General features: G+C 56.9%; 23 protein-coding genes and 1 tRNA gene. 21 read left to right on the top strand and 3 right to left on the bottom strand.

Annotated elements, in window-relative coordinates; translation table 11 throughout:
* Positions 1 to 92: 92 nt before the first annotated feature.
* From A1355_RS12595 to A1355_RS12585, 3 genes are read right to left on the bottom strand one after another with little or no spacing between them, the layout of a single operon-like run.
* Positions 93 to 1,340 (bottom strand): hypothetical protein, encoded by a 1,248-nt coding sequence (locus A1355_RS12595; protein WP_064028605.1) that lies wholly within the window; start codon positions 1,338 to 1,340, stop codon positions 93 to 95.
* A gap of 45 nt (positions 1,341 to 1,385) precedes the next feature.
* Positions 1,386 to 1,730 (bottom strand): hypothetical protein, encoded by a 345-nt coding sequence (locus A1355_RS12590; protein WP_064028603.1) that lies wholly within the window; start codon positions 1,728 to 1,730, stop codon positions 1,386 to 1,388.
* 31 nt (positions 1,731 to 1,761) lie between these two features.
* Complete coding sequence (locus A1355_RS12585; protein ID WP_064028602.1) at positions 1,762 to 2,640, bottom strand: HDOD domain-containing protein; 879 nt, start codon at positions 2,638 to 2,640, stop codon at positions 1,762 to 1,764.
* Positions 2,641 to 2,713: 73 nt separating this feature from the next.
* Between A1355_RS12585 and prmB the strand changes: the two genes are divergently transcribed.
* The 21 genes from prmB to A1355_RS12485 all read left to right on the top strand — a co-directional run bounded on the left by prmB (position 2,714) and on the right by A1355_RS12485 (position 23,027).
* A complete protein-coding gene (prmB, locus tag A1355_RS12580) occupies positions 2,714 to 3,643 on the top strand; it encodes a 50S ribosomal protein L3 N(5)-glutamine methyltransferase (protein ID WP_064028600.1) in 930 nt (309 codons plus the stop codon).
* Between the two features lie 3 nt (positions 3,644 to 3,646).
* Entirely contained in the window at positions 3,647 to 4,735 is a 1,089-nt protein-coding gene (gene aroC, locus A1355_RS12575; protein WP_064028598.1) for a chorismate synthase, read from the top strand.
* Complete coding sequence (locus tag A1355_RS12570; RefSeq protein ID WP_064028596.1) at positions 4,736 to 5,893, top strand: MFS transporter; 1,158 nt, start codon at positions 4,736 to 4,738, stop codon at positions 5,891 to 5,893. It abuts the gene before it with no gap.
* Positions 5,894 to 5,927: 34 nt separating this feature from the next.
* Positions 5,928 to 6,542 carry a MotA/TolQ/ExbB proton channel family protein gene (locus A1355_RS12565; protein ID WP_064028594.1) on the top strand — a complete coding sequence of 205 codons (615 nt, stop codon included), beginning with the start codon at positions 5,928 to 5,930 and terminating at the stop codon, positions 6,540 to 6,542.
* Complete coding sequence (locus A1355_RS12560; RefSeq protein WP_064028592.1) at positions 6,542 to 6,976, top strand: ExbD/TolR family protein; 435 nt, start codon at positions 6,542 to 6,544, stop codon at positions 6,974 to 6,976. Before A1355_RS12565 ends, A1355_RS12560 begins: the two co-directional genes overlap by 1 nt.
* Positions 6,973 to 7,974 carry a tetraacyldisaccharide 4'-kinase gene (lpxK, locus tag A1355_RS12555; protein WP_064028590.1) on the top strand — a complete coding sequence of 334 codons (1,002 nt, stop codon included), beginning with the start codon at positions 6,973 to 6,975 and terminating at the stop codon, positions 7,972 to 7,974. Before A1355_RS12560 ends, lpxK begins: the two co-directional genes overlap by 4 nt.
* The gene (locus A1355_RS12550) at positions 7,967 to 8,158 is read left to right on the top strand and encodes a Trm112 family protein (RefSeq protein WP_064028587.1); all 192 of its coding nucleotides are present in this window, start codon (positions 7,967 to 7,969) and stop codon (positions 8,156 to 8,158) included. The genes lpxK and A1355_RS12550 overlap by 8 nt, the downstream gene beginning before the upstream one ends.
* Positions 8,155 to 8,919, top strand: a complete 765-nt coding sequence (gene kdsB, locus A1355_RS12545; RefSeq protein ID WP_064028585.1) for a 3-deoxy-manno-octulosonate cytidylyltransferase — start codon at positions 8,155 to 8,157, stop codon at positions 8,917 to 8,919. Before A1355_RS12550 ends, kdsB begins: the two co-directional genes overlap by 4 nt.
* 168 nt (positions 8,920 to 9,087) lie before the next feature.
* Positions 9,088 to 10,026 (top strand): Gfo/Idh/MocA family protein, encoded by a 939-nt coding sequence (locus A1355_RS12540; protein WP_064028583.1) that lies wholly within the window; start codon positions 9,088 to 9,090, stop codon positions 10,024 to 10,026.
* Between the two features lie 10 nt (positions 10,027 to 10,036).
* Positions 10,037 to 11,134, top strand: coding sequence for a DegT/DnrJ/EryC1/StrS family aminotransferase (locus tag A1355_RS12535; RefSeq protein WP_064028581.1), 1,098 nt, complete (start codon positions 10,037 to 10,039; stop codon positions 11,132 to 11,134).
* Positions 11,135 to 11,187: 53 nt separating this feature from the next.
* Positions 11,188 to 12,342, top strand: a complete 1,155-nt coding sequence (gene lpxB, locus A1355_RS12530) for a lipid-A-disaccharide synthase (protein WP_064028579.1) — start codon at positions 11,188 to 11,190, stop codon at positions 12,340 to 12,342.
* A 63-nt stretch (positions 12,343 to 12,405) separates the two neighbouring features.
* Positions 12,406 to 13,371 (top strand): lysylphosphatidylglycerol synthase transmembrane domain-containing protein, encoded by a 966-nt coding sequence (locus tag A1355_RS12525; protein WP_064028577.1) that lies wholly within the window; start codon positions 12,406 to 12,408, stop codon positions 13,369 to 13,371.
* A 1-nt stretch (position 13,372) separates the two neighbouring features.
* On the top strand, positions 13,373 to 14,725 hold the full coding sequence (locus tag A1355_RS12520) for a tetratricopeptide repeat protein (RefSeq protein WP_064028575.1): 1,353 nt from the start codon (positions 13,373 to 13,375) through the stop codon (positions 14,723 to 14,725).
* A 1-nt stretch (position 14,726) separates the two neighbouring features.
* Positions 14,727 to 17,750: a phospholipid carrier-dependent glycosyltransferase gene (locus A1355_RS12515; protein ID WP_064028573.1), complete on the top strand. Its 3,024-nt coding sequence runs from the start codon at positions 14,727 to 14,729 to the stop codon at positions 17,748 to 17,750.
* A gap of 255 nt (positions 17,751 to 18,005) precedes the next feature.
* Positions 18,006 to 18,215 (top strand): hypothetical protein, encoded by a 210-nt coding sequence (locus A1355_RS12510; protein WP_064028571.1) that lies wholly within the window; start codon positions 18,006 to 18,008, stop codon positions 18,213 to 18,215.
* A gap of 102 nt (positions 18,216 to 18,317) precedes the next feature.
* Positions 18,318 to 18,512 carry a heavy metal translocating P-type ATPase metal-binding domain-containing protein gene (locus A1355_RS24580; protein ID WP_082885523.1) on the top strand — a complete coding sequence of 65 codons (195 nt, stop codon included), beginning with the start codon at positions 18,318 to 18,320 and terminating at the stop codon, positions 18,510 to 18,512.
* A 121-nt stretch (positions 18,513 to 18,633) separates the two neighbouring features.
* Positions 18,634 to 18,822 (top strand): hypothetical protein, encoded by a 189-nt coding sequence (locus A1355_RS26135; protein ID WP_082885522.1) that lies wholly within the window; start codon positions 18,634 to 18,636, stop codon positions 18,820 to 18,822.
* A gap of 93 nt (positions 18,823 to 18,915) precedes the next feature.
* Positions 18,916 to 19,530 carry a hypothetical protein gene (locus A1355_RS12500; protein ID WP_064028567.1) on the top strand — a complete coding sequence of 205 codons (615 nt, stop codon included), beginning with the start codon at positions 18,916 to 18,918 and terminating at the stop codon, positions 19,528 to 19,530.
* Positions 19,531 to 19,599: 69 nt separating this feature from the next.
* Positions 19,600 to 22,050, top strand: coding sequence for a heavy metal translocating P-type ATPase (locus A1355_RS12495; RefSeq protein ID WP_064028565.1), 2,451 nt, complete (start codon positions 19,600 to 19,602; stop codon positions 22,048 to 22,050).
* Positions 22,051 to 22,893, top strand: a complete 843-nt coding sequence (locus A1355_RS12490; RefSeq protein ID WP_064028563.1) for a sulfite exporter TauE/SafE family protein — start codon at positions 22,051 to 22,053, stop codon at positions 22,891 to 22,893.
* A 58-nt stretch (positions 22,894 to 22,951) separates the two neighbouring features.
* A tRNA-Thr gene (locus tag A1355_RS12485) sits at positions 22,952 to 23,027 on the top strand.
* Positions 23,028 to 23,229 lie beyond the last annotated feature (202 nt).

Here is a 23,229-nt window from a genome sequence, read left to right as displayed (position 1 = left end):
GCGGCCTGGATTGAAAGCCACTACAGTGGCTGTGGAGCCGTTTTCTCGCCGTAACGTCGCAAGTTCTAGGACTTCTGAAAAACCGCCGGATGTTAGTCGATAGTCTGAGTCCAGCGGCAGCGTTGCTTGACGGTTTCGGCGGTATGGGGATTGTCGATGCCCTTGGCGATCAGTGCGATGACTCGGTCATCGGTATCGTAGCCGACGTGCGCATCCATCGGGTTGGCCAGTTTGCCGAGCCCGAAGGCGTCGTAGACCCGGGCCACGTTGATATTGATGTTGGTGACGTTGACGCACAGACGCGAATCCAAATATTTGTTGGCGAAGTCGTGCGGGATCGCGTAGCTGAGTAGGTCGTTGGGGTCGCTGAAGGCAATGATCGAGGTTTTGGCCATGATGCGCTCGGCGTATTTGGCGCCGTCGGCTCGACAATAAGCGGCCGATTGATTGGCGACTTCGGGCAACGAGCGTCCCAATTGCAGCATCGGCAATTGGTTGGACATCATGTAGATCGGAATTTCCTTATTTTTAAGAATATTGGTTAGTGCCGTGTAATAGCTGGCGGTTTCGCCGTTGCCCAGCTTGGCGGCGATTTTCTGCAGGCCGTCTATCGTAATTCGGCTGCCCAGGCTGTGCGAGACGAAGGCATAGCTATCGTTGTAAAACGGCGTGACGTTCTTGGTGGTGCAAACTTGGCGCACTTCATCCGGCAAACTGTTCCAGTCGCCCTGTATCATCCAGCAAAACGACTGAGCGAAGGCCGACAGGATGTCTTCGCGTTTCTCGCCCAGATAAATGATCGGGTCCGGGCCGGTGTCGTTGGAGAATTTTTTCAGCAGATCGTTGACTTCCGCGCGCCGAAACGACTGTTCGCCGGAGTTGTCGTAGGACAACACTTCTTTTTCCTTGGCGGTGATTTCCGACCAGGTCAGCTCGTAAAATAGTAATTCTTGAGTTTGGCTGGCGTCCAGATAGCGGTTGATACGCAAATTGCCCAACGGCTTTTCCGGTACCGCCGTATCCGCCAATTGGATATTTTTGACGTTTTTACTGGTGACGGTCAGGTCCAATTCCTTGGTCAGCTTTTCCATGAACTGCGTCGAATAACCGGGCAAATGATTGCCGACGCCATGCACCATCAAAACCTTCATCGTCCGCTTGGGGACTTCGAGTTGCGGTTTAATGCCGTTGAATTTGTCGCCCTTGATTTCGCAGACCCGGGTATCTTCCTGATCCTGCTTTTCCAATATCGCTTCGGTGATGCCTTTGCCGATGCTGGAGCAGCCGGTCGTTACCAGCGCCATCGTTAGTAGTAGGGGGATGCAATCGAGTCGGTTCATGGGGCGAGTTTATAAGTGGTGTTTTGCCGATCGGCGCTTCGAAAATTATTTATCCAGTTTCTTTTTGGCGGCGTCGGCTTCCGCGCCGATTTTTTCGACGGCTTCCCGATACTTGGCCTGAGCCTGGTTGGCCGATTCGGCGATGATGGCATTGTCGGTATTGGCTTCCTTGATCAGGCATTCGAAATAATCGCGGGATTTTTGCTGCCAAGCGTTGATTGCGGCGATACTTTTATTGAAAGTATCCACGTCGCTGTCGTCGATGACCGGCGCGTCGGGTTTGACGCCGCAGCCGGCGGGTTGCCAAGCGCCGCCGGACAAGGTGCCGGCCGTGGCGGGGCCCGCGAACAGCAGGGCGCAAAAGCTGAAAGACAGAATCGGGGTTTTCATCGGCGGACTCCTTGGGTGTCGGTAGGGTGGATTAACTGAGCATCTGGCGTATGTGTTCGATTTCATCCTTGGCCTGATCCAGCACGTTGATGCTCAGATCGGCGTCCAGATTGCCGGCGGCGATTTTTTTATAGGCCGGCAAGTCGTCCATTTTGGGCATTTTCTTGATGTCGACCTTGCCGATGAAGCTATGCAATTGCGAGATCATCACGATATCGCAATAGCTGGCCTGGGCGCCGCCGTCGCGGTACCAGTTTTCGGCCTGAATGATGACATCCTCGAAATCGCTGGGAAAGTCCCATTTGCGAACGATCTGCACGCCGATCGGCGCGCGCAGTTCCCGCACCGCTTCGGCCAAGTCGTCGGGGTTGGTCAGAATGTCGGGTTGGCGGTCGGCGTAAGCCAATATCGGTACGACGCCGATGTCGTGAATCAGGCCCGCCAACATGGCGCGGTCCGGGTCGAAGCCCGGCGTCTTGTGCGCCAGTACCGCACTGATCGCCGCGACATAGCTGCTATGCGACCAGAGTTCCTGCATCTTGCGGCGTATCACCGGCGATTTGGCATTGAACACCGCCTTCAGCGCGAACGCGGTGATGATGTCCTGGGCGGCTTTCAGGCCGAGCCGGGTCAAGGCTTCCGGGCAGCTTTCGATTCGGCGGCGTCCCCTGTATAGCGGACTGTTGGAGATCTTGATCAAGCGCGCGGTGATGCTTGGATCGATCTGTACGACGCGAGCGATTTTATTGCTATTGGCACTGGGTTCGTTGATCGCCCGACGGATTTTCACCGAGACGTCGGGAATGGTCGGTAAAGCCAGGGAGTCGGATTGCATGTATTTGAAGCAATCCTGGTACAAGCGGTTTTTCGCCAGTTTGCTGTTTAGCGGGGGAGATATGGCCTCGGTCATTGTGTCGCTTAATTCGGACAAGCACGGGGGATTGGTTTAAAATCCGCCGCTTATGTTTAATCACCAATCGTCTATGAATCCAACATCGCCGGATGTTATCACAAGCCTGACCACCATCAGAGACTATATTCGCTGGGGTGCCAGCCGTTTCGCCGAGCACGGAATCTTTCTGGGGCACGGTACCGCGGCCCCGCTGGACGAAGCGGCGGCCATCGTATTGCATACCTTGCATCAGCCCTACGATTTGGCCGAGGCCTATCTGAACAGCGTGTTGACGATGTCCGAGCGCCAGGAAGTCTTGAATCTGATCGAGCGCCGCATCGTCGAGCGCAAGCCTTCGGCCTACCTGACCCATGAAGCGATTTTCGCCGGCTTGTCGTTTTACGTCGATGAGCGGGTGTTGGTGCCGCGCTCGCCGATCGCCGAATTGATCGCCGAGCGCTTCGAACCCTGGGTCGACGAATCCGAGGTGTTCAATGTGCTGGACCTGTGCACCGGTAGCGGCTGCATCGCGATCGCATGCGGCTACGCCTTTCCGGAAGCGCGTATCGATGCGCTGGATTTGTCGGAAGATGCGTTGGCGGTCGCTCAAATCAACGTCGAGAAACACGAGTTAACCGAACAAGTCGAGCTTTTCCAATCCGATCTGTTCGAACAACTGCCGGTCAAACCCTACGACATCATTGTCAGCAATCCGCCTTACGTGGCGTTGGCCGAGTGGCAAAGCCTGCCGGCCGAGTTTCACGCCGAGCCGGCCATGGGCTTCAAGGGCGGCGAGACCGGGTTGGATCTGGTGATTCGCATTCTGGCCGACGCCAACCAGTATTTGGCGGAGCAGGGCATCTTGGTGGTCGAGGTCGGCAGCAGCGCCGAGACCTTGCAGGCGATGTTTCCCAACGTGGCCTTCCATTGGCTGGAATTCGAACGCGGTGGCGACGGCGTATTTCTGTTGACCGCCCAACAGGTCGCGGCCCACCACACTCTTTTTGCTAGCGCTTTGTAGATCATGTCCGGAAATACCATAGGTAAACTGTTTACCGTCACCACCTTCGGCGAAAGCCATGGCCCGGCGCTCGGCGCGATCGTCGACGGCTGCCCGCCGGGATTGGAACTTTGCGAAGCCGATTTGCAATTCGATCTGGATCGCCGCAAGCCCGGCACGTCGCGCCACACCACCCAGCGCCGCGAAGCCGACGAGGTCAGGATTCTGTCCGGCGTGTTCGAAGGCAAAACCACCGGCTGTCCGATCGGCTTGTTGATCGAGAACACCGACCAGCGTTCCAAGGACTACGGCAAAATCGCCGACAGTTTCCGACCCGGCCACGCCGATTACACCTACCACCATAAATACGGTTTTCGCGATTATCGCGGCGGCGGCCGTTCGTCGGCGCGGGAAACCGCGATGCGGGTCGCGGCCGGGGCGATCGCTAAGAAATATTTGCTGCAGCAGCACGGCGTGCAGGTGCGCGGTTATTTGTCGCAATTGGGGCCGATCAAGATCGAAGCCTTCGATTGGCAGGAAATCCCCAACAATCCGTTTTTCTGTCCCGACGCCGGCAAGGTTGCCGAGATGGAGCGTTACATGGATGCCTTGCGCAAGGAAGGCGAATCTATCGGCGCCAAGATCGAGGTCGTCGCCAGCAACGTGCCGCCGGGCTTGGGCGAGCCGATTTTCGACCGCCTGGATGCCGAACTGGCTTATGCTCTGATGAGTATCAATGCCGTGAAAGGCGTGGAAATCGGCGACGGCTTCGCGTGCATCGCTACCAAGGGCACGCAATTTCGCGACGAAATCACCCCGGACGGTTTCTTGAGCAACCACGCCGGCGGCATCTTGGGCGGCATTTCCACCGGGCAGGACATCGTCGCGCGGATTGCGTTGAAACCGACGTCCAGTCTGCGCTTGCCCGGCCGTAGCATCAATAGCAAGGGCGAGCCGATAGAGGTGGTTACCGAAGGCCGTCACGACCCTTGCGTCGGTATTCGAGCCACGCCGATCGCCGAGGCGATGGTGGCGCTGGTGCTGATGGATCATCTGTTGCGCCACCGCGCTCAAAACCTGCACGTCGATTGCGGATTGCCGATCCTACGTTAAATGCCCGTTCCTTACTGGCGTTTATCGAGCTTTTACTTCTTTTATTTCGCGACGCTGGGTTCGTTCCTGCCGTTCTGGAGTCTGTATTTGCGGCAGGTCGGGTTTGCCGCCGATCAGATCGGCGAGCTGACCGCGCTGATGGTCGCGACTAAGATCGTCGCGCCCAATTGCTGGGGCTGGTTGGCCGACAAAACCGGCCGCAATCTGGGCCTGATTCGGCTGACCTCGCTGCTGGCGGTAGTCAGTTTCGCGGCGTTTGCCTATCGTAGCGACTTTCGTTGGTATGCGGCGGTCACGATATTGTTCAGTTTTTTTTGGAACGCGACACTGCCGCAGTTCGAAGCCGCGACCTTGTTTCATTTGAAAGCCGAGCCGCAACGTTACAGCCGGATTCGGCTGTGGGGGTCGATCGGGTTCATCACGGCAGTGTTGGGCATAGGCCGGTTTGTCGACGCTTTCAGTATCGCTTATTTGCCGCTCATCATTGCCGGCTTGATGATTCTGAATTGGTTGACCGCGCTGATCACGCCGGAAGCGGCGCCGCGTCACGCGAGTCGCAGCGGCGATGCCGGTTTGTGGCGGGTGCTGCGCCGGCCGGAGGTGTTGGCATTTTTGCTGGTCTATCTGTTGCTGCAGGCCGCGCACGGGCCGTATTACGTATTCTATTCCGTGTATTTGCAGCAACACGGTTATTCGGCCAGCGCGACCGGTCTGCTGTGGGCGTCCGGCGTCGCCGCCGAAGTGTTAATCTTCGTCGCGATGCGGCCCTTGCTGAAATGGATGGGACCACGCGGCCTGTTGCTGGCGTCCATCGTACTGAGCGTGGTGCGCTGGATGCTGATTGCCGACGCGGTCGACTCGCTGGCGCTGACCGTTGTCGCGCAACTGTTGCATGCCGCGACCTTCGGCGTGGCCCATGTCGTGGCGATGCAGTTGCTATTTCAATATTTCGGCGAAACCCATCAGGCCAAGGGCCAGGCCTTGTACAGCAGTGTCAGTTTCGGAGTCGGCGGCATGTTGGGTAGTTTGTACAGCGGTTACTTCTGGGCGTTGCTGGGCGGGCGTCTGGTTTACATCATCGCCGCGCTGATCTGCTGTCTGGCCTTGCTGGCGGCTTATCTGGGCGTTGCTCGGGAAAGCCGGCCGCGAATCGGTTAAAATTCGTCCGAAGTCACTACGAGGAAACGAAAGAGTGTTCGAGGTAATCAGAAACGGCGGCTGGATGATGGCGCCCATCATTTTATGTTCCATCGTCGCGATGGCGATTATCGGCGAGCGGTTTTGGTCGCTACGACGCAAACGGATTTTGCCGGTCGATCTGGTGCCTTACATTTGGCAGTTACACCGCGAGCACAAGTTGGACGAGGCGGCGATCCGCCGGATCAAACTCAGCTCGCCGCTTGGGCGGATACTGGCGGCCGGCTTGGTCAATCGTAAGCATGGCCGGGAAATCATGAAGTCCAGCATCGAGGAAGTCGGCCGCCAGGTCGCTCACGAACTGGAGCGCTATTTGAACGCGCTGGGTAGTATCGCATCGATCACGCCGCTGTTGGGCCTGCTCGGTACCGTGGACGGCATCATTCGGGTGTTTTCCGACATCGCGGTCGGCGGTATGGGCGACCCGGCGGTGCTGAGCGGCGGCATCTCCGAAGCCTTGATCTGTACCGCTTCCGGCTTGACGGTGGCGATTCCCAGTCTGTTCTTTCATCGCTATTTCGAGCGTTTGGTCGACGACCATGTGGTGCGGATGGAAGAGGAATCGTTGCGTTTGATCGACATCATGCAGGGTGCGCGGGAGGAAGTCTGATGGACTTTCGCCGTAAGCGCCGGGCGCCGGTCGACATCGGTTTGATTCCGATGATAGACGTGTTGTTGGTGTTGCTGTTTTTCTTCATGGTGGCGACGACGTTTCGCCATCATTCCGAACTGAAGATCAATCTGCCCGAAGCCCAGGGCAACGACACTCAGCCGCGAGGTAAGGAAATCAATCTGTACGTGGACGCCAAGGGCGTTTACGCGCTGGCCGGCGACGATAACCAGTTTCACGAACTGGTCAACCAAACTCCGGAAGGTTTGCGGACCGAACTTGCGAAACTGGCCGGCGAAACCCGTTTGTTACCGTTCATCATCAGCGCCGACGGCAAGGCGCCGCATCAGGCCGTCGTCGGCGCGCTGGATGTCGCCAATCAATTGGGCTTTCACCATATTACCTTTGCCGTGAATAAGCCGGAGCCGCGATGAAAGCCCGCCTGATCCGTTGGTTCGAGGACGCCTGGTACAAGGAAATGTATTTGTCCGCCTGGCTGATGCCTTGGTCGATGTTTTATGTCGATGCGATACGGCTGCGGCGCTGGCTTTACCGGGTCGGCATTTGGAAGACGGTCAAGCTGCCGGTGCCGGTCATCGTGGTTGGCAACATCACCGTCGGCGGTACCGGCAAAACGCCATTGGTGGTGTACGTTGTCGAATGGCTGAAAAGCCAAGGCTATCGGCCCGGCGTGATTAGTCGTGGCTACGGCGGAGCGAAGGACGAGAAGCCGCGCTGGGTCACCCCCGCCAGCGATCCGGCCCAAGTCGGCGACGAAGCCGTGCTGTTGGCGGCGCGTTGCGCTTGTCCGGTGGTGGTTGGCGCCGACCGGCCGGCCGCCGGCCGCGAGTTGCTGTCCAAACAAGCCTGCGACGTGCTGGTGTCCGACGATGGCTTGCAACATTATGCGTTGGCACGCGACATCGAAATCGTCGTGATCGACGGTCAGCGGCGTTTCGGCAACGGCTATTGCCTGCCGGTCGGGCCGCTACGTGAGCCGCCGGAACGTGTTAAGCAGGTGGATTTGGTCGTCGTCAACGGCGGTAACGAGCCGTTGGAACGCGAAATTGCCATGCAATGCCGGGGCGATACGTTGATCAATTTGCAGTCCGGCGAGCGCCGGCCGCTGGCTGAGTTTGCTGGCCTGGATTGCCGGGCGATTGCTGGGATCGGTAACCCTCAGCGTTTTTTCCGGCAGCTGGCGGAGGCCGGTTTGCGGTGTTCCTGCACGGCGTTTCCCGATCACCATATCTATACCGCCGCCGATCTGGGTGGCGACGATGGCACACCGCTAATCATGACCGAGAAAGATGCGGTTAAATGCCGCTACCTTGCTCGGCCGAATTTCTGGTATCTGCCGATCGCCGCCGAATTGCCGGAGGCGTTCTCTCAACAATTGCTCACACTACTGAAAGATAAAGCCCATGGATAAAAAATTGCTCGAGATCTTGGCCTGCCCGATCTGCAAAAGTTCGCTGATCTACGACAAGGACAACCAGGAATTGATCTGCAAGGCCGACAAACTGGCCTTCCCGATCCGCGACGGTATTCCGGTGATGTTGGAAGACGATGCTCGCGAACTGAGTTTCGAAGAAGCGGAAGCCTTGCGCAAATGACCGCGTTCAAAGTGGTGATTCCGGCGCGTTACGCGTCCACCCGTTTGCCTGGTAAACCGTTGCTGGACATCGCCGGCAAACCGATGATCGCCCATGTTTGTGAGCGGGCGCTGGAAGCCGATGCCGAGCAAGTCGTCGTCGCCACCGACGATAGCCGAATATTCGATACGGTGTCCGCGCTGGGAATACAAACCGTGATGACCGATCCTAATCATCAATCCGGCACCGAACGCATCGCCGAAGTGGCGGAAAAGCTCGGCTGGCGGGACGGCGACATCGTCGTGAATCTGCAGGGCGACGAGCCCTTGATACCGCCGGCCTGTATCCGCGACGCGGCCGAAGCCTTGGCCAGACAAAAACAAGCCGGTATCGCCACGCTGGCCGCGAAAATCGAAGATGCGGACGAGATCTTCAATCCGAACGCAGTCAAAGTGGTGCTCGATCAACACGGTTACGCGCTGTATTTCAGCAGGGCGCCGATACCCTGGCATCGCGCCAGTTTCCCGGATTGCCGCGACACCGCCGGATTAAACATGCCTTATTTGCGTCACATCGGCCTTTACGCCTACACGGTCGGATTTTTAAAGCGCTATTGCGGTTGGAGCCCATCGCCGCTGGAAAGCGTCGAGGCGCTGGAGCAGTTGCGCATTCTCTGGCACGGCGAGAAAGTCTTGGTCCAGATCGTCGACCGGATCCCGGAAGCCGGTGTCGATACCGAGGAGGATTTGCGGCGGGTTGCGGCACGACTGGCGCGGGCTTAGATCAAGTGGTTTCACCTTGCATCGCTGGGCGTGTATCGCCGCGATTCCGCTCGGGTCCCGCGGCCGACAGCTTGGCTGATTCAAGCCTAATTCTAATGGTACAATACACGGCTTTATGCCTGCCGCCGGAATCGTGGCCGGGAAGTTGCAATTAACGTGTGGTTGTCTATGAGTAAACTGAAGTGTGCCGTGATCGGTGCGGGATATTTAGGGAAATTTCATGCGGAAAAATACGCGTCGTTGAAAGACTGCGAGTTAGTGGCGGTCGTCGACATCAATCCCGAAGCGGCACAGTTGGTGGCGGAAAAACATGGGGTCGAGGCCATCACCGATTATCGGGCGTTGCTGGGTAAAGTCGATGCGGTCAGCATAGTCGTTCCGACCAGTCTGCACCATCAGGTTTCCAAGGATTTTTTGAATGCCGGCACGCATGTCCTGGTCGAGAAGCCGATTACGGTCACGGTCGAGGAAGCCGACGAACTGATCGCGATTGCCCGCGACAAGCATGTGATCTTGCAAGTCGGACATTTGGAGCGCTTCAATCCGGCGGTGCGAGGTCTGGAAAAACTCGAAGAGAAGCCGCTGTTCATCGAATCTCACCGCTTGTCGCCGTTCAATCCGCGCGCCAACGACGTCAGCGTCGTGTTGGACTTGATGATCCACGATATCGACATCATCCTGGCCCTGGTCGATTCCGAAATCGAGAAAATCGATGCTAGCGGTACCTCGGTATTGACCCAGGGTACCGACATCGCCAATGCCCGCATCACCTTCAAGAACGGTTGCGTCGCCAACGTGACCGCCAGCCGGATCAGCATGAAAATGGAACGCAAGATGCGGATGTTCCGGCCCAGTTCCTATATCTCGGTGGATTTTCAAAATAGGGTATTGATTAAGCATAAGACCGGCGACAAGGAAATGTTTCCCGGCATTCCGGAAATCGTCACCGAAGAGTCGGTGTTCGAAAGCGGCGATGCCTTGCTGGAGGAAATCAAACATTTCGTCGCCTGCGTGCAATCCGGCGACAACCCGTTGGTACCGGGCGAAGCCGGCCGCAAGGCCCTGGCCACGGCGATCGAAATCAGTCAATTCTTAATTCAACGCTAGAGGGCTTGCGATGATTCCGATGGTCAATCTGAAGGCGCAGTTCGCCGACATCAAAGACGAAATCGAAGCCGGCATCGCCGCGACGATCGACAGTTGCTCGTTCATCCTCGGCCCCAACGTGCAAGCGTTCGAAAAAGAAGCCGCCGACTATTTGGGCGTCAAGCATGCCATCGGCTGCGCTTCCGGCACCGATGCGCTGCATCTGGCCTTGTTGGCGCACGGCATCGGGCCGGGCGACGAAGTGATTACCAGCGCGTTCACCTTCATCGCCACCGCCGAGGCCATCAAATATGTCGGTGCGACGCCGGTATTTGTCGATATCGATCCCGGCACCTTCAACATCACGCCGGATAATATCAAGCGTGCCATCACCGAGAAAACCAAGGCGGTGATGCCGGTGCATTTGTTCGGTCAACCGGCCGATCTGCCGGCGATCCGGGCCATTTGCGATAAACACGGTCTGAAGTTGATCGAGGACTGCGCCCAGTCCTTCGGCGCAACCGTCGCCAATCGTCAGACCGGCAGTTACGGCGACGCGGCCGGTTTCAGCTTCTTCCCCAGCAAAAACCTGGGCTGTTTCGGCGACGGCGGGCTGGTGACGACGTCATCAGACGAAGCCGCCGCCAAGATCAAGCAGTTCCGCAACCACGGCTCCGAAGTCCGTTATTACCACGACGTAGTCGGCTACAACAGCCGCCTGGATGAATTGCAAGCGGTCGTGTTGCGCGCCAAGCTCAAGCGTATCGATCAGTACAACGCGGCTCGTCGGCACGCCGCGCATTTGTATTCCAAATTGCTGGCCGATCTGCCGTTGACGACGCCATTCGAGGACGGCGTCGGCGTGCATGTCTATCATCAATATACGTTGTTGTGCGAGCGTCGCGACGAGGTGATGAAGGCTTTACACGACCGGCAAATCTCCAGTGCGATTTACTATCCGGTGCCCTTGCACAAGCAAAACGTGTTCAAGGACGATTGCGCCGGGCTGTCGTTGCCGGTGACCGAGGCCGTGGCCGCCGAATGCTTCTCGCTGCCGATTTGCTCCAATTTGGCCGACGACACCGTCGTTGAAATCGCCGATGCGATTCGCGGCGTCTTCCAAGCTTAATATCCAAGATGTAGGGTGGGCTAAGCACAACGCAGCCCACCAGCCACTCACAAATGACTAAGCGACCAGCGTACACGGTGCTGTTCAGCGCCGGCGAGTCCTCCGGCGACCGGCACGCCGCCCACATGTATCAGGCAATGCGCGCCACAGATTCGGGAGTTCGCGGCCTGGGCATGGGGGGCAGCGCGATGCGCGAGGCCGGCATCGACATCCGCTACGACTCGTCCGGTATCGGCGTGATCGGTCTGGTCGAAGTCCTCAAACACTATCGGGAAATCCGCCGGGCGCTCAAGATCATGCAGGCCTTGGTTGTCGCCGAAAAGCCGGATTTGCTGGTGTGTGTCGATTACAAGGAATTCAACCTGAAGCTGGCCCAATTCGCCAAGCGGCTGGGCGTTAAGGTGTTGTTTTACGTCAGTCCGCAAGTGTGGGCCTGGCGGCCGGGTAGGGTGCTTACCTACGGCAAAGCCATCGACATGATGGCGGTAATTTTTCCGTTCGAAACCCGTTATTATCAGGCCGAAGGCGTCCCAGTCCGCTATGTCGGCCATCCGTCGGTCGATAAAGTAAAACCGCTATACGGCCGCGACGAAGATTTCAGCCGGTTCGATCTGGACCCTCTGCGGCCGGTGATCGGTATCCTGCCCGGTAGTCGAAGCAATGAAATTAAGCGCATGCTGCCGGTGATGCTGGAGGCGGCCGCCATACTGGCCCGTCGCGCACCTAAACCGCAATTTCTGTTGCCGCAGGCCGATAGCGTGGATGACGAGCAAATCCAATCCGCGCTAAGTCACGCCGGTGTCACGGTCCATGTGGTAAAACATCAAACTTATGATGCGATTCAATGCTGCGACGCGGTGATGACCACGTCGGGTACCGCATCCTTGGAAATCGCGTTGCTAACGGTGCCGATGGTGATTGTTTACCGCTTGGCCGCGTTCAGTTATTGGCTGGGCAAGCGCTTGGTCAGAATTCCGTTCATTGGCTTGCCGAACATCATCGCCGGACGAGCCATCGTCAAGGAACTGATTCAGGATGACTTGACGCCGGACAATCTAGCGGCCGAAGTAGAACGTTTGTTGGCGGACCGTGCGTATCGGGAAAATCAAATCGCCGACTTGCGCTCGGTCAAGCAGGCGCTAGGCGAGGGCGGTGGTTCCGCGAACATGGCGACGCTGGCCTGGGAAATGCTGAAGGCCGGCGCTTAGCGCGGTTTTTGGGCTATTATCTGCGCGTGGAGGATTCTTCTCGCACGCCGACGGAAGCGGAACATGAGATTGAAAAAAACCTTGGGTTTTATCGTTAAGTTGTCGATCAGCGCCGGATTGCTGGCTTATTTGTTTAGCGTGGCCGACATCGATCAGTTTGTCGGACGCATCGCCAGCTTGGGCCCCGAGTTCGTGGTGTTCGGTTGGGTGTATTACGCGGTCTGCCAATGGATTTCGGCCTATCGCTGGCAATTGTTTCTGGTCGCCGAAGGTGCCAGCGTCTCGGTCTATCGATTGTTCAAATTCTACATGGTCGGCATGTTCTTGAACAATTTCATCCCCGGCGGTCTGGGCGGCGACATCGTTAAGGGCTATCGCCTGCATCAGACTATTAACAATCCAAACCTCGCCATCGTTTCGGTGTTTCTGGAACGCCTGACCGGTTTGGTCGGGTTGACGGTGTTGGCGGTTGCGGTTTCGCCGTTCAATCTGGTCAAGCTGCAATCGCAGACCGCGCTTTTGGCGGTGGCCGGATCGGCGCTGTTTTTGCTGCTGTTGATGCTAGTGATCTGGTGTCCGCCGATGGCCCGCTTGAACCTGTGGTTGTCTAAGAAGCTGTTTCCCAAGGCCTTGGGCGAAAAGATCGCCCAGTTGTATATGGCGCTGTATTCGTTCCGCAATCATCGCCGCACCTTGTTGGGGGCGACGGCGGTATCGACCGTGCTGCAATTGATGTTCGCCATCTACTACGCCTTGGCCGCCAAGGCCTTGCATATCGACGTCGATCCGATTTATTTCATTTTGTTTTTGCCGGCGATTACCATCGTGACGATGGTACCGCTGTCGATCGGCGGATTGGGCATCCGCGAGGGCGTCATGATCGGGTTGTTCGGCTCGGTCGGGGTGTCCAGCGCCGACGTGTTGTCGATTTCGCTCAGCGTCTACAGCATCAATTTACTACTGAGCCTGTTCGGCGGACTGATGATGTTCGAGCGTCGGAAGGCCGGTAACCCGCGAGAGGCCACTTAGCATGTTGGCGCGGCTGACCCAAATTCCCCGGAATTATTATTTGTTCGCGGTCGGTTGGTTCGCCGTGCTGTTAGGCGTCCAGGCCGGCTGGTATTCGATCCCGTCTTCGGCGGCGTCCAGCTTCGGCAGCGCGAGCCTGCAACTGAGCGAGCACGCGGCTATCGGCTGGGAATTCGCCGTGCGCGCCGGACTGCTCTGCTATGCGGGCTTGGCGGTCGCCGCGCTGCGCGGGACTGTCGTTTTTCGGCGGCGGGTGATCGGCGCCGGCTGGTTGTTGTTGCTGTTAACACTGGCGTTTCCGTATGTGATGAATCACTGGTATCCGGAATACGGGCTGGATACCCGGGTGATTTATCGGCAGGTGGATAGGGTGGTGGACGACATGGAGGCCGGCTTGAACTGGCAACACTTCGACTGGCGGGAGAGTCGGATCATAATGACTCAAATGCCGCCGGATACGCTCAGCGCCACGGTGTTCGAGGACGAATGGGGCGTCAAGGCGGCGTTGCCGGAATATCAGACTCATGTTTTGCAAAATGTGCTCGGCTATTCGAACGAGTTTTTGAATTCGGTCGGCAAGGGCTGGATCTTTGCGATTCTTGGGTTGATTCTGACCATATTGCCGGCCCGTTGGCTGATTCCGGTATCCGCCGAAGCTGAACGATCGCCGAGGCTTTGGCCGATGTTCGTCGTGGTATTGGCCGGTTTGTTAATACCTAAATGGCTGGCTTATTATTACGTCGATCAGGGTAAAACCCGTTACGCCGCGGGCAATTGGCACGAAGCGGCGGACGATTGGCGGCGAGCGGCGTTCTGGAATCCGGGTGTGGATTACGCCTTGCCGTATTTCGCCGATTTGGGCGAAATGGCGCAAGCAAAAGAATGCGTCGCTTGCCCGGAATGGCCGCTGTTCGAACTGGCCAAAGCAGTCAGGACCGGCAATTACGCGCGCGCCGAACAATTGGCCGGCGAGCCGCTGACCCAACGCTTGGTCGAGATGCCGGCCTATCGATACTGGCTGTCGGCGGTGTTTCTCGAATACGGCGTGCAGGCGTTCAATGCCGGCCAGTACGGATTGGCCGAGGAATTGTGGAACAAAACCTTGGTGCAAATGCCGACCTCGGCGATGGCTTGGTATGGACTATCGTTGGTCTATTTGAAATACAAGCAATTCGAAAGGGCCGCCGAGGCGATCAATCAGGTGGTCGCCTTGCAGAAGTTCGTCAATTTCCGAAAGATGACGATCTCCGGACAATATTGGGCGACCAAAAGCTGGGCGGCGTTCCGGCGCGACGATCCGGTGGCGGCCCATCAGCTCTATACCAAATATCTGACGCCGGACAGTTGGAAATAATATGGGTACGAACGGGATTCGGCACTGGCTGCCGTCGTTAGGCGCGTTGCTGGTGGCTTCGTTTTTGATCGCGTTGTGCCTGGCGAATTGGTTGCTACCGATTCGCCAGGGTCCGATTCGGGACCAAATGCCCGACGGTTGGATGGGCGCCGAGCATGCGGAGCGGCGCGCCTACTTTCGGCAGACATGGCGTTTGCCGTTCAAACCTGAACACGGCTGGGTCGCTCTGGCTGCCGACGATTACCAGCTGATGGTGAATGGCCGGGTGGTCTCGTGGAACAAATATTCGATCAACGCCTCGCTCCCTTTTCAAACCCGCTTTTCCGATCGTGCCCAGGGCCAAGTTCCCCATAGTTGGGATATGCCGCGCAACCCGACCTCGCAACGCGCCGCCAATGAAGAATGGCGCGTCTTGCACTACATCGACATCACCGCGTATTTACTGCCTGGCGAGAATACTCTGGCGGTCTACGTACAGTCGCAACACCTGCCGCGGCTGGCGATTAAGGGGGGAGCCAGTGGCGAGGGGCTGACGGCTGAAATCGACGGACGCGCCGAGGCTTGGCGAGCGCTGGATGTGGCGGCCAATTTGACCGGTAAGCGATTTTTCGAACCCGGTTACAACGAAACAGAGTGGCCCGCCGCGCGGCCTTTGGGGGAATTGGAGAAGCCGGTTTACGCGCCGGTTGATCCGACGATATGGACGACACCGCGTTCCGAGTTGGGCTTGTCCGGCGTATGGTTGGCCGGCGATATGCGTCTAGCAACCGAATTGGTGGATTTGCATCGCGTCGCGGGCGATTCGGCCTGGGTCAGAATCGGCTGCGATTGGCCGTACTACCTGTTTTGGGATGACGAGTTGGTCGGTGCCGGCGGTGGCGGCGGCGGAATCGAAGCCTTCGATATGACGCGGTTTCTGGCTGCGGATCGAGGTCGGCTCAGCGTGCGGGTCGTTAGACCGAACAGCGAAACCGCTCCGTCGGTGTTGTTTGTCGATGGCCGTTTGGGCCAGCGGGTGTTGGACGGCGGTTTGCATTGGCAAACTCAAATTCAAGCGCATCCGGATTGGTTGTCCGGTGCCGGCCAATGGATCGCGGCCGCGACATTGTCGGCCGACAGTAGGTTGGGGGCGTTGAAGCTGCAAACCGCCGAGCCTATCGATGCCGACTGGATGGTTCAGTTTTTGAGCTTGTGGCTGGTATCGGCCGGCGCTTGTTGGTTGGCGGTGCGCTTGTTCCGGCTCGGGGCAGGCGCGTCGGCGGAAGGCTATGCCGGACGTGGACCGTCGGGCTTATTGGCAATCGGAGCGATTGCGGCGCTGATGCTGATTGCGTTGCGAGTCCGTTACGGCGAAACCGACAGTGTCCTGTGGTTGGAAGATCCTGTTTGGCGTCCGATCTGGATGGGATGGGTGCCGACAGTGACTTTGCTGTCTTGGTGGTTATTGCGCCGCCCTGCTTTTAGCGTGTCGTGGCCGGAGACGGGGCGGTGGGTTCGCGACTCGCGTCTGTGGCTAGGGCTGACATTAGTGGCCGGTTTTGCATTGCGTTACTATCAGATTGGTTTCGACGATTTACAAGCGGACGAAAACGTCAGTTGGGACGCTTCGCGCGGCATCCTGAAGGGCTTGTCGCCCGAGGCGGTTTCCGGTGTGTTGTACACCCGTTCGCCGCTCTATCATTACGTGTTGGCCTTATGGTTGGCGGTCTTTGGCGACAGCAAGGAAATCGCCCGAGGTTTGTCGATAGTGCCGGGTTTGGGCGTGATAATCGCCGCGTATTTACTGACGCTAAGAATCGGCGGACGGCGCGGTTTGGCGCTGTTGGTCGCGGTATTGCTGGCCTTCGATCCGTGGCAGATCTTTATTTCCCGGATTATCCGGTTTTACCAGTTTATGCAGTTTCTGGGCGTGGTCAGCGTCTATCTGTTTTTGCGCGGCTTTATCTGGCGAGACGGTCGCCGCTACCAACATTGGTTCTTTGTATTCTGCACCGCGACGGCACTGAGCCAGGAAGTATTCGTGATTACCTTTCCGGCGTTTTGTATCGCCGGCTTTTTGTATTACAAACCGTTCGACTGGCGCGCAGACAGGTCGATATTGATCGGATTCGCGACGATGATGACGGTCACGATCGCCGATATGGTGATCTTTACGATACTCTGTTTGACCCCGCACGTCGGTATCGCGACGTCCAGCGATTCGATCATGAAGCTGCATTTGATCAACCCGCATGTCTTCATCAACTTGTTTTTGCTGGGCAACCAGCGCATGGCCCTGGCTTATAGCGTCTTGGTGGTTTCGGGGTTTTGGTATTGGTTCAGGGGGCGGAAATCCAATCCGGCCATTGTCACGTTGTATTTGCTGGTCTTTGTCAGCGCATTCGTCGCGTCGGTGCTGTTAATGCAGATCGCCAATCGCTACGTGTCGCCGTTGTATCCGTTTCTGATCGTGTTGGCGGTGTTGACCGGGCGAGGTTGGATAGACGTGCTGGCTGAACGTATCTTCGGAACGGGCGCCGCCGTCGAGGTGTTGCGTAACCGGTGGCGAACCATCGTCGCCGGATTATTGCTGACCCTGGTTCCGTTTCAATCCGATCCTCTGGCGCTGGTGGATGCGTATTCGCGGCCGATCAATATGGGCCACGAAACCGCCTACCACTTTATCGCGGCGCAAAAGTCACCCGACGATAAGATCTTGACGGTATCGCCGATGTCGGCGGCGATAGTCATGGGTGGTGTCGATTACTATTTGATGGAAACCTTATCCTTCGACGAGGTATACCGGCACGCCTCGGTTCAGGGTCAAGTCGTGGATCGTTGGGCGGGCGGAAAACTGGTCACCAACCTCGATGAATTGAGGCACTTGTTCAATCAGCATCGACGGGTTTGGGTCATTACCGACGAGATGGAAAGCAAGAAAATGTCCGACGAGTTGCTTGGGTTTCTCGAGCGGACTAGCGAGGTCCGCTACGAATTCTTCGGCGGAAAGGTCTTGTTATGGGATGCCGGACGCGGTCTGTATTGAGTCTAGCTAGTCTCAAGAATGGGGCCGACGACGAAAAAAAGAGTTCCGCAAGCGCCGATGCGCGCGGAGGGTGGAGAAATGCATTTGCTAAACTATGTTAAATGACATAATATTTTCGCGGCATATCGCTTAACTGTTTTGTTGTTTTTAAGGTATTTGAATTTTTTTCTTGGAAATTCAATATCTAGGCTTGTGGCATTGTTTGTGCTCTCTTAGGAAATAGTGTGTTTTCACTTTTCCATCAGAGGTAGCAACATGGCGCAAGAATTGATCGTCACGAATTACGAAACCACTGCCCAACACTTAAACACCGGCGGTTTAGTCCTGGGCGCCGGGCTGGCAATTGCTTCGATGATTCTGGTACCGGCCCTAGCGATGCGTTTGGGGTTAAGCACCAGCTTGACCGGCGCGTTGCGCATCGCTTTGATGAAGGCATCCAGCAAAGCCGCGCGTGGTAAGTGCTGAACGGTAAAGTGTACCTGTGATTTCGTCATCCATTAGCCGCCACGGGCCAAGGCGTTTATAATTCCTCCGGTTTCAGGCAAGGAATGATTAGGATTGGATGATATGGCGACGACCGAAAACGATAAAAACTGCGATTTGTGCGGGCTGACTGTCGAAGTCAGCGGTTTTGAACTTAAAACTGTCGAGGGCGACAAACAGTTCTGTTGCGAGGGTTGTAAGGGCATCTTTCAGATGCTTCATGAAGAACTGATACTACCCGACGACCACGACACAAAATCCCAACCTACTCGGAGCTAACCAGAGGATCGTTATGGCGCACAATCACGACAAGCAGGCGCGTTCACCCGACTCGTCGATGAGTAAGCAGGTTGTCGCGGGAACACTGGCTACCGCAACCGTCAACACTGGAGGAAAATTGATGAGTAAAATTGCAAAACATCCGATTTTATTGTTTGGCGCCGGCATGGTCGCCGGTTATTTCGTATACAAATACCGAAAAGAAATCGTAGCCAGCGCGGCAAAGACTATCGACGCCGGTAAGGATTTCGTATTGCATCAAAAGGAAACGCTGGAAGACATCGTCGCCGAAGCGAAAGAAGAGAATTGATCGCGTTGATGCGAACCCGGTTCTTCGATTCTGTTTTAAGAACGGGCGACAGCCGGCAAAGGTGTCGCCCGTCTTTGTTTCTATCCCATTGATATGGCCATACAAAGAGAATTTGTTCTGCGTTATCGCCACGAGGGCCACCTGCGCTTTCAACTGCCGGAGCGTGCTTGTCGGCCAAGGGCCGCCGAGGCGCTGGTAAACCGGATTCGCGAGCTGCCGGGTGTCCGAGCAGTCGATTTGTTTCGCGGCCAACGCAAGCTGGCGATCCGTTTTCAAGAAGCGGTCTGCGACTTTACCGGTTTGGCGCGCGCCCTGCATAAAGTGCTGGCGGAATTGGAAGCCGAAGGGTGTTTCGACGACATCCCAGCGACGAAAGCGGCCGGCCGCTTGGCTCTGGGTATCAAACGACGACTAAAAAGCACACGGGTCGGCGCTTGGTTCGGTGAGAAAGTCCAGGCTGGCAAGGAAACCGTCGAGGCGGCCAAAGTGCTCGGCAAACTCAGTAGTAAAGGTCCCAAAGCCTTGTTCAAGGATCCCGAGAAAGCCGTGATCGACTTTCTGAACGACGTGTTGGTACTGTATTTGATCAAAGCGCACTGGCCGCGAATTACCCAGCAATGGCTGCCCAGACCATGGGCCTACCGCTACGAATGGCTGGCGGTGTTTTACATGTTTTTCTTGTTGGTCAGATCCCGCAGGCCCAAATAAGCCGACTGGTCGCAACCCGGCGCCGTTCGCCGGGTTCCTTGGCCAGTCACATCTAGGAGTGCAGTCTTAATGGTTACCGATAACAACCCCTATCGGCATTTTGAGGTCCGGCACCAATTGCGCAACCGGATCAGAATCGTTACGCCGGTGCTGGTCGGCGATCCCGAGCGCAGTTACATTTTCGAAATTCTGCTTAAAAAAAGACCGGAAATTAAACGAGTACGCTCGGTGATCGCGATCGGTTCGGTCGCGATCGAATTCGACTCGAGTCGGCTGCCGGCCAAAAATCTGTTGATTTTGCTGGATGCGGTCCTCGGCAATATCGCCAGCAAGCGGCGACTCGGCGCGGCCGATAAGAAAAAGCTGCCCGAGGGACCATTGGCCGACATCGATTTGGCGGTGGAAGGCATGAGTTGCGCATCTTGCGCGCTGTTGATCGAAATGGTCCTGAACCGCGACGAGCGTATCAAAAAGGCCAGCGTCAATTTCGCGACCGAAACCGTCAATGTGCAAGGGTGCTTGACTAAGGCCGACGTTATCGCAACCATCGAAAAACTCGGCTACAGCGCCTTGCAGGTCGACACTCTCTCGCAGAGGAAGAAATTGATCGAAAAGGAGTTGCAAAGAATTGACGTGGCCCGGCGTCGATTTGTATGGGCAGGGCTGCTGACCGCGCCGGTGGTGGCGGTCGCGATGACGATGCGCACCGGTGTTTGGCTGCACTGGTTGCAATTTGCCCTGACCACGCAAGTGGTATTCGGTACCGGCAGCCAGTTTTTCGTCAAGGCTTATCGGCTAGCCAAGCAGCGCGCCGCCAATATGGATAGTTTGATCGCACTCGGCGTTGGCTCGGCCTACGGCTACAGTTTGCCGGCCTTGTTCGGCCGGCGCAGTCACGTCTATTTCGAAGCGGCGGCGGCGATCGTCACCTTTGTATTGCTCGGGCGCTATCTGGAAGAACGCGCGCGCGGCAAAGCCGGCGAGGCGATCCGCAAACTGGTGGATCTGCAACCCCAAACCGCAACCTTATTGACCGAAAGCGGCGAAGAGCGGCGGGTGGATGTCGACGAGATTCAAGTTGGCGATGTGTTGTTGGTGCGTCCCGGCGAAAAAATTCCGACCGACGGCGTCGTCATCCACGGAATTTCCACGGTCGATGAATCGATGATTACCGGAGAAAGCATGCCGGTCGTCAAAGTGATCGGCAATACGGTGATTGGCGGCTGCGTCAACGGAAACGGCGTCTTGCAGGTGAGGACCAGCGCCATCGGCATGAATACCGTGCTGGCCGGCATCGTGCATATGGTCGATCAGGCGCAAGCCGCGAAGCTGCCGATTCAAAAGCAAGTAGACAAGATCTCGGCGGTGTTCGTGCCGGCCGTGATTGGCTTGTCCGCGCTGACGCTGTCGGGCTGGTTGATCGCCGGCGCGCCGTTTGGGATGGCGTTCGGCAACGCGATTACCGTGCTATTGATCGCCTGCCCCTGCGCGTTGGGATTGGCCACGCCGGCCGCGATCATGGTCGGCACCGGACAGGCTGCCAAGCAGGGGGTCTATATCCGCAACGGCGAGAGTCTGGAAATCGCCAGCAAGTTGAACGCCATCGTATTCGATAAGACCGGGACCATTACCGAAGGCAAGCCTAAGGTCGTCAAAATCCACAAAGTCTCGCGCATCGCCGAACACAAGCTGCTGATGCTGGCGGCTTCCGCCGAAAACAATTCCGAACATTTCCTGGGTAAGGCCATCGTCAAACATGCCGAAGAACAGGGAGTGGCCTTGCACGACTGCGCTTATTTTTACAGCGAGACCGGGCACGGCATCCGCGCCGAAGTTGACGGCTACAAGTTGCTGATCGGTAACCAGGCCTGGTTGCAAAGTCATCAGGTTGAGGTTCACGGATTGGCGGAGCCGGCCGATACCGCCGCCGCGCTGGGACAAACGCCGGTTTTCATGGCGGTTGACGGCAAGGAAGCCGCGGTATTCGCGATCGCCGATACGCCGCGACTCGAAGCTGCCGCCGCGATCGAGCGTTTGCATCGGATGGGTATCAAAACCATGATGGTCACCGGCGACACCGAAAAAACCGCCTACGCCATCGCGTTTCGGGTGGGAATAGCCGACGTGGTGGCACAGGCCAAGCCGGACGACAAACTCCGGATCATTCGGCAATTGCAGGCGGACGGTCTGAATGTCGGCATGATAGGTGACGGTATCAACGACGCGCCGGCATTGGCTGCCGCCGATGTCGGTTTCGCGGTCGGTGGCGGTACCGACGTCGCGATAGAATCCGCCGATCTGACGTTGGTGCAAGGCGACATCGGCAAAGTTACCGACACGATAGAACTCAGTGCCTTCACGATCAGCGTGATTAAACAAAACCTGTTTTGGGCATTCGGCTACAACACCATCGCCATCCCGGTAGCGGCAATGGGCAAACTTAACCCGATGATCGCCGCGGCAGCCATGGCGTTGAGTTCGGTGTCGGTCATCGTCAATTCACTCAGACTCAGCAAATAAATGGACCACCAAATGCACGGCATGGATCATGCGATGCATGGCATGACGGAGATGGCCGCCGCTAGCGGTTTCGACTATACCCTGGCATTCGCGGCAGGCTTTTTAGGTAGCGGACATTGTCTGGGCATGTGCGGGGCCTTGGTATCCGGCTTTTTCATGAAGGCCGGCAAAAGTCGAAGCTATTGGCCTTATCTGGCTTACCAAGTGGCCCGTATTACGGTGTATGCGACGATAGGCATGGCCGCTGCGACCCTGGGTGTCGTGTTGATATCCAGCGGCTTGTTCGGCAAGATTCAAAGTGTGCTGCAAATCACGATGGGCTTAGTTGTCATTGCGTTGGCGATGGGGGTTTTGGGTTGGATACCCTGGCAAGGTTCGCTTCGATTAATCCCGTTGGGAATGTTGCGTAAGGGTTACGCCACGGCGAATCAACGAGGACCTATTGTCGGCTCGATCATCGCCGGACTGTTAAACGGCTTGATGCCATGCATGCTAACCTTCGCGATGGCCGTCAAAGCCACAACCGCGACGAGCGTGCTGGAAGGGGGGGCGTTAATGTTGGCGTTTGGCGCCGGCACCTTGCCGATGATGCTATTCATCAGCGTGGCATTCGGCAAAATGAGCGCGAAACTGCGCGGTTTCATGTTCAAGGCCGCCGCGGTGATTATGCTGGTGATGGGCTTGAACACGATCAACAACGGCGTCAGCTTTTACATGGACCAGGACTTCGACCACAGTCATTTCCTGTTCTATCTACAAACCCAGCTCGATCTGGCGATAGCGTTTCTAAAGAACATGATGGACTACTTGTCGAGCATGATAGACAGCATACGCAACAAGTAGCGCGCCGCAAAAAATGCTGGATTACCTCGCCGTTTTTTGTATAATGGCGAGCCAATTTGCTGGCGTAGCTCAGTTGGTAGAGCAGCTGATTTGTAATCAGCCGGTCGCGGGTTCGAGTCCCATCGCCAGCTCCATATATATCAAGGCCTTACGAGAAATCGAAGGCCTTTTTTATTTTCTGGGGTTACGCCGGGGTTACTTTGCAGCGCGGTTGCTCCACGTTGTTTGCCATTTCCAAGGCTCGCCAGGATTAAAAAATCCGGCACCTCTCCCGACGCCTACCGGATAACCCCGGCCATCAATCCAGGCAATGGGTGTTTTGTCGGTTTAGTCAGT

This window comes from Methylomonas koyamae (assembly GCF_001644025.1).
Taxonomy (GTDB): domain Bacteria; phylum Pseudomonadota; class Gammaproteobacteria; order Methylococcales; family Methylomonadaceae; genus Methylomonas; species Methylomonas koyamae_A.
Note: the sequence above shows the minus strand (reverse complement) of the source record. Positions and strands in the feature narration are given on the sequence as shown.

Excerpts from the sequence above, each read along its gene's own strand:
- A1355_RS12595 (WP_064028605.1), bottom strand. The coding sequence starts at position 1,340 with ATGAACCGACTCGATTGCATCCCCCTACTACTAACGATGGCGCTGGTA.
- A1355_RS12590 (WP_064028603.1), bottom strand. The coding sequence starts at position 1,730 with ATGAAAACCCCGATTCTGTCTTTCAGCTTTTGCGCCCTGCTGTTCGCG.
- A1355_RS12585 (WP_064028602.1), bottom strand. The coding sequence starts at position 2,640 with ATGACCGAGGCCATATCTCCCCCGCTAAACAGCAAACTGGCGAAAAAC.
- prmB (WP_064028600.1), top strand. The coding sequence starts at position 2,714 with ATGAATCCAACATCGCCGGATGTTATCACAAGCCTGACCACCATCAGA.
- aroC (WP_064028598.1), top strand. The coding sequence starts at position 3,647 with ATGTCCGGAAATACCATAGGTAAACTGTTTACCGTCACCACCTTCGGC.
- A1355_RS12570 (WP_064028596.1), top strand. The coding sequence starts at position 4,736 with ATGCCCGTTCCTTACTGGCGTTTATCGAGCTTTTACTTCTTTTATTTC.
- A1355_RS12560 (WP_064028592.1), top strand. The coding sequence starts at position 6,542 with ATGGACTTTCGCCGTAAGCGCCGGGCGCCGGTCGACATCGGTTTGATT.
- lpxK (WP_064028590.1), top strand. The coding sequence starts at position 6,973 with ATGAAAGCCCGCCTGATCCGTTGGTTCGAGGACGCCTGGTACAAGGAA.
- A1355_RS12550 (WP_064028587.1), top strand. The coding sequence starts at position 7,967 with ATGGATAAAAAATTGCTCGAGATCTTGGCCTGCCCGATCTGCAAAAGT.
- kdsB (WP_064028585.1), top strand. The coding sequence starts at position 8,155 with ATGACCGCGTTCAAAGTGGTGATTCCGGCGCGTTACGCGTCCACCCGT.
- A1355_RS12540 (WP_064028583.1), top strand. The coding sequence starts at position 9,088 with ATGAGTAAACTGAAGTGTGCCGTGATCGGTGCGGGATATTTAGGGAAA.
- A1355_RS12535 (WP_064028581.1), top strand. The coding sequence starts at position 10,037 with ATGATTCCGATGGTCAATCTGAAGGCGCAGTTCGCCGACATCAAAGAC.
- lpxB (WP_064028579.1), top strand. The coding sequence starts at position 11,188 with ATGACTAAGCGACCAGCGTACACGGTGCTGTTCAGCGCCGGCGAGTCC.
- A1355_RS12525 (WP_064028577.1), top strand. The coding sequence starts at position 12,406 with ATGAGATTGAAAAAAACCTTGGGTTTTATCGTTAAGTTGTCGATCAGC.
- A1355_RS12520 (WP_064028575.1), top strand. The coding sequence starts at position 13,373 with ATGTTGGCGCGGCTGACCCAAATTCCCCGGAATTATTATTTGTTCGCG.
- A1355_RS12515 (WP_064028573.1), top strand. The coding sequence starts at position 14,727 with ATGGGTACGAACGGGATTCGGCACTGGCTGCCGTCGTTAGGCGCGTTG.
- A1355_RS12510 (WP_064028571.1), top strand. The coding sequence starts at position 18,006 with ATGGCGCAAGAATTGATCGTCACGAATTACGAAACCACTGCCCAACAC.
- A1355_RS24580 (WP_082885523.1), top strand. The coding sequence starts at position 18,318 with ATGGCGACGACCGAAAACGATAAAAACTGCGATTTGTGCGGGCTGACT.
- A1355_RS26135 (WP_082885522.1), top strand. The coding sequence starts at position 18,634 with ATGAGTAAAATTGCAAAACATCCGATTTTATTGTTTGGCGCCGGCATG.
- A1355_RS12500 (WP_064028567.1), top strand. The coding sequence starts at position 18,916 with ATGGCCATACAAAGAGAATTTGTTCTGCGTTATCGCCACGAGGGCCAC.
- A1355_RS12495 (WP_064028565.1), top strand. The coding sequence starts at position 19,600 with ATGGTTACCGATAACAACCCCTATCGGCATTTTGAGGTCCGGCACCAA.
- A1355_RS12490 (WP_064028563.1), top strand. The coding sequence starts at position 22,051 with ATGGACCACCAAATGCACGGCATGGATCATGCGATGCATGGCATGACG.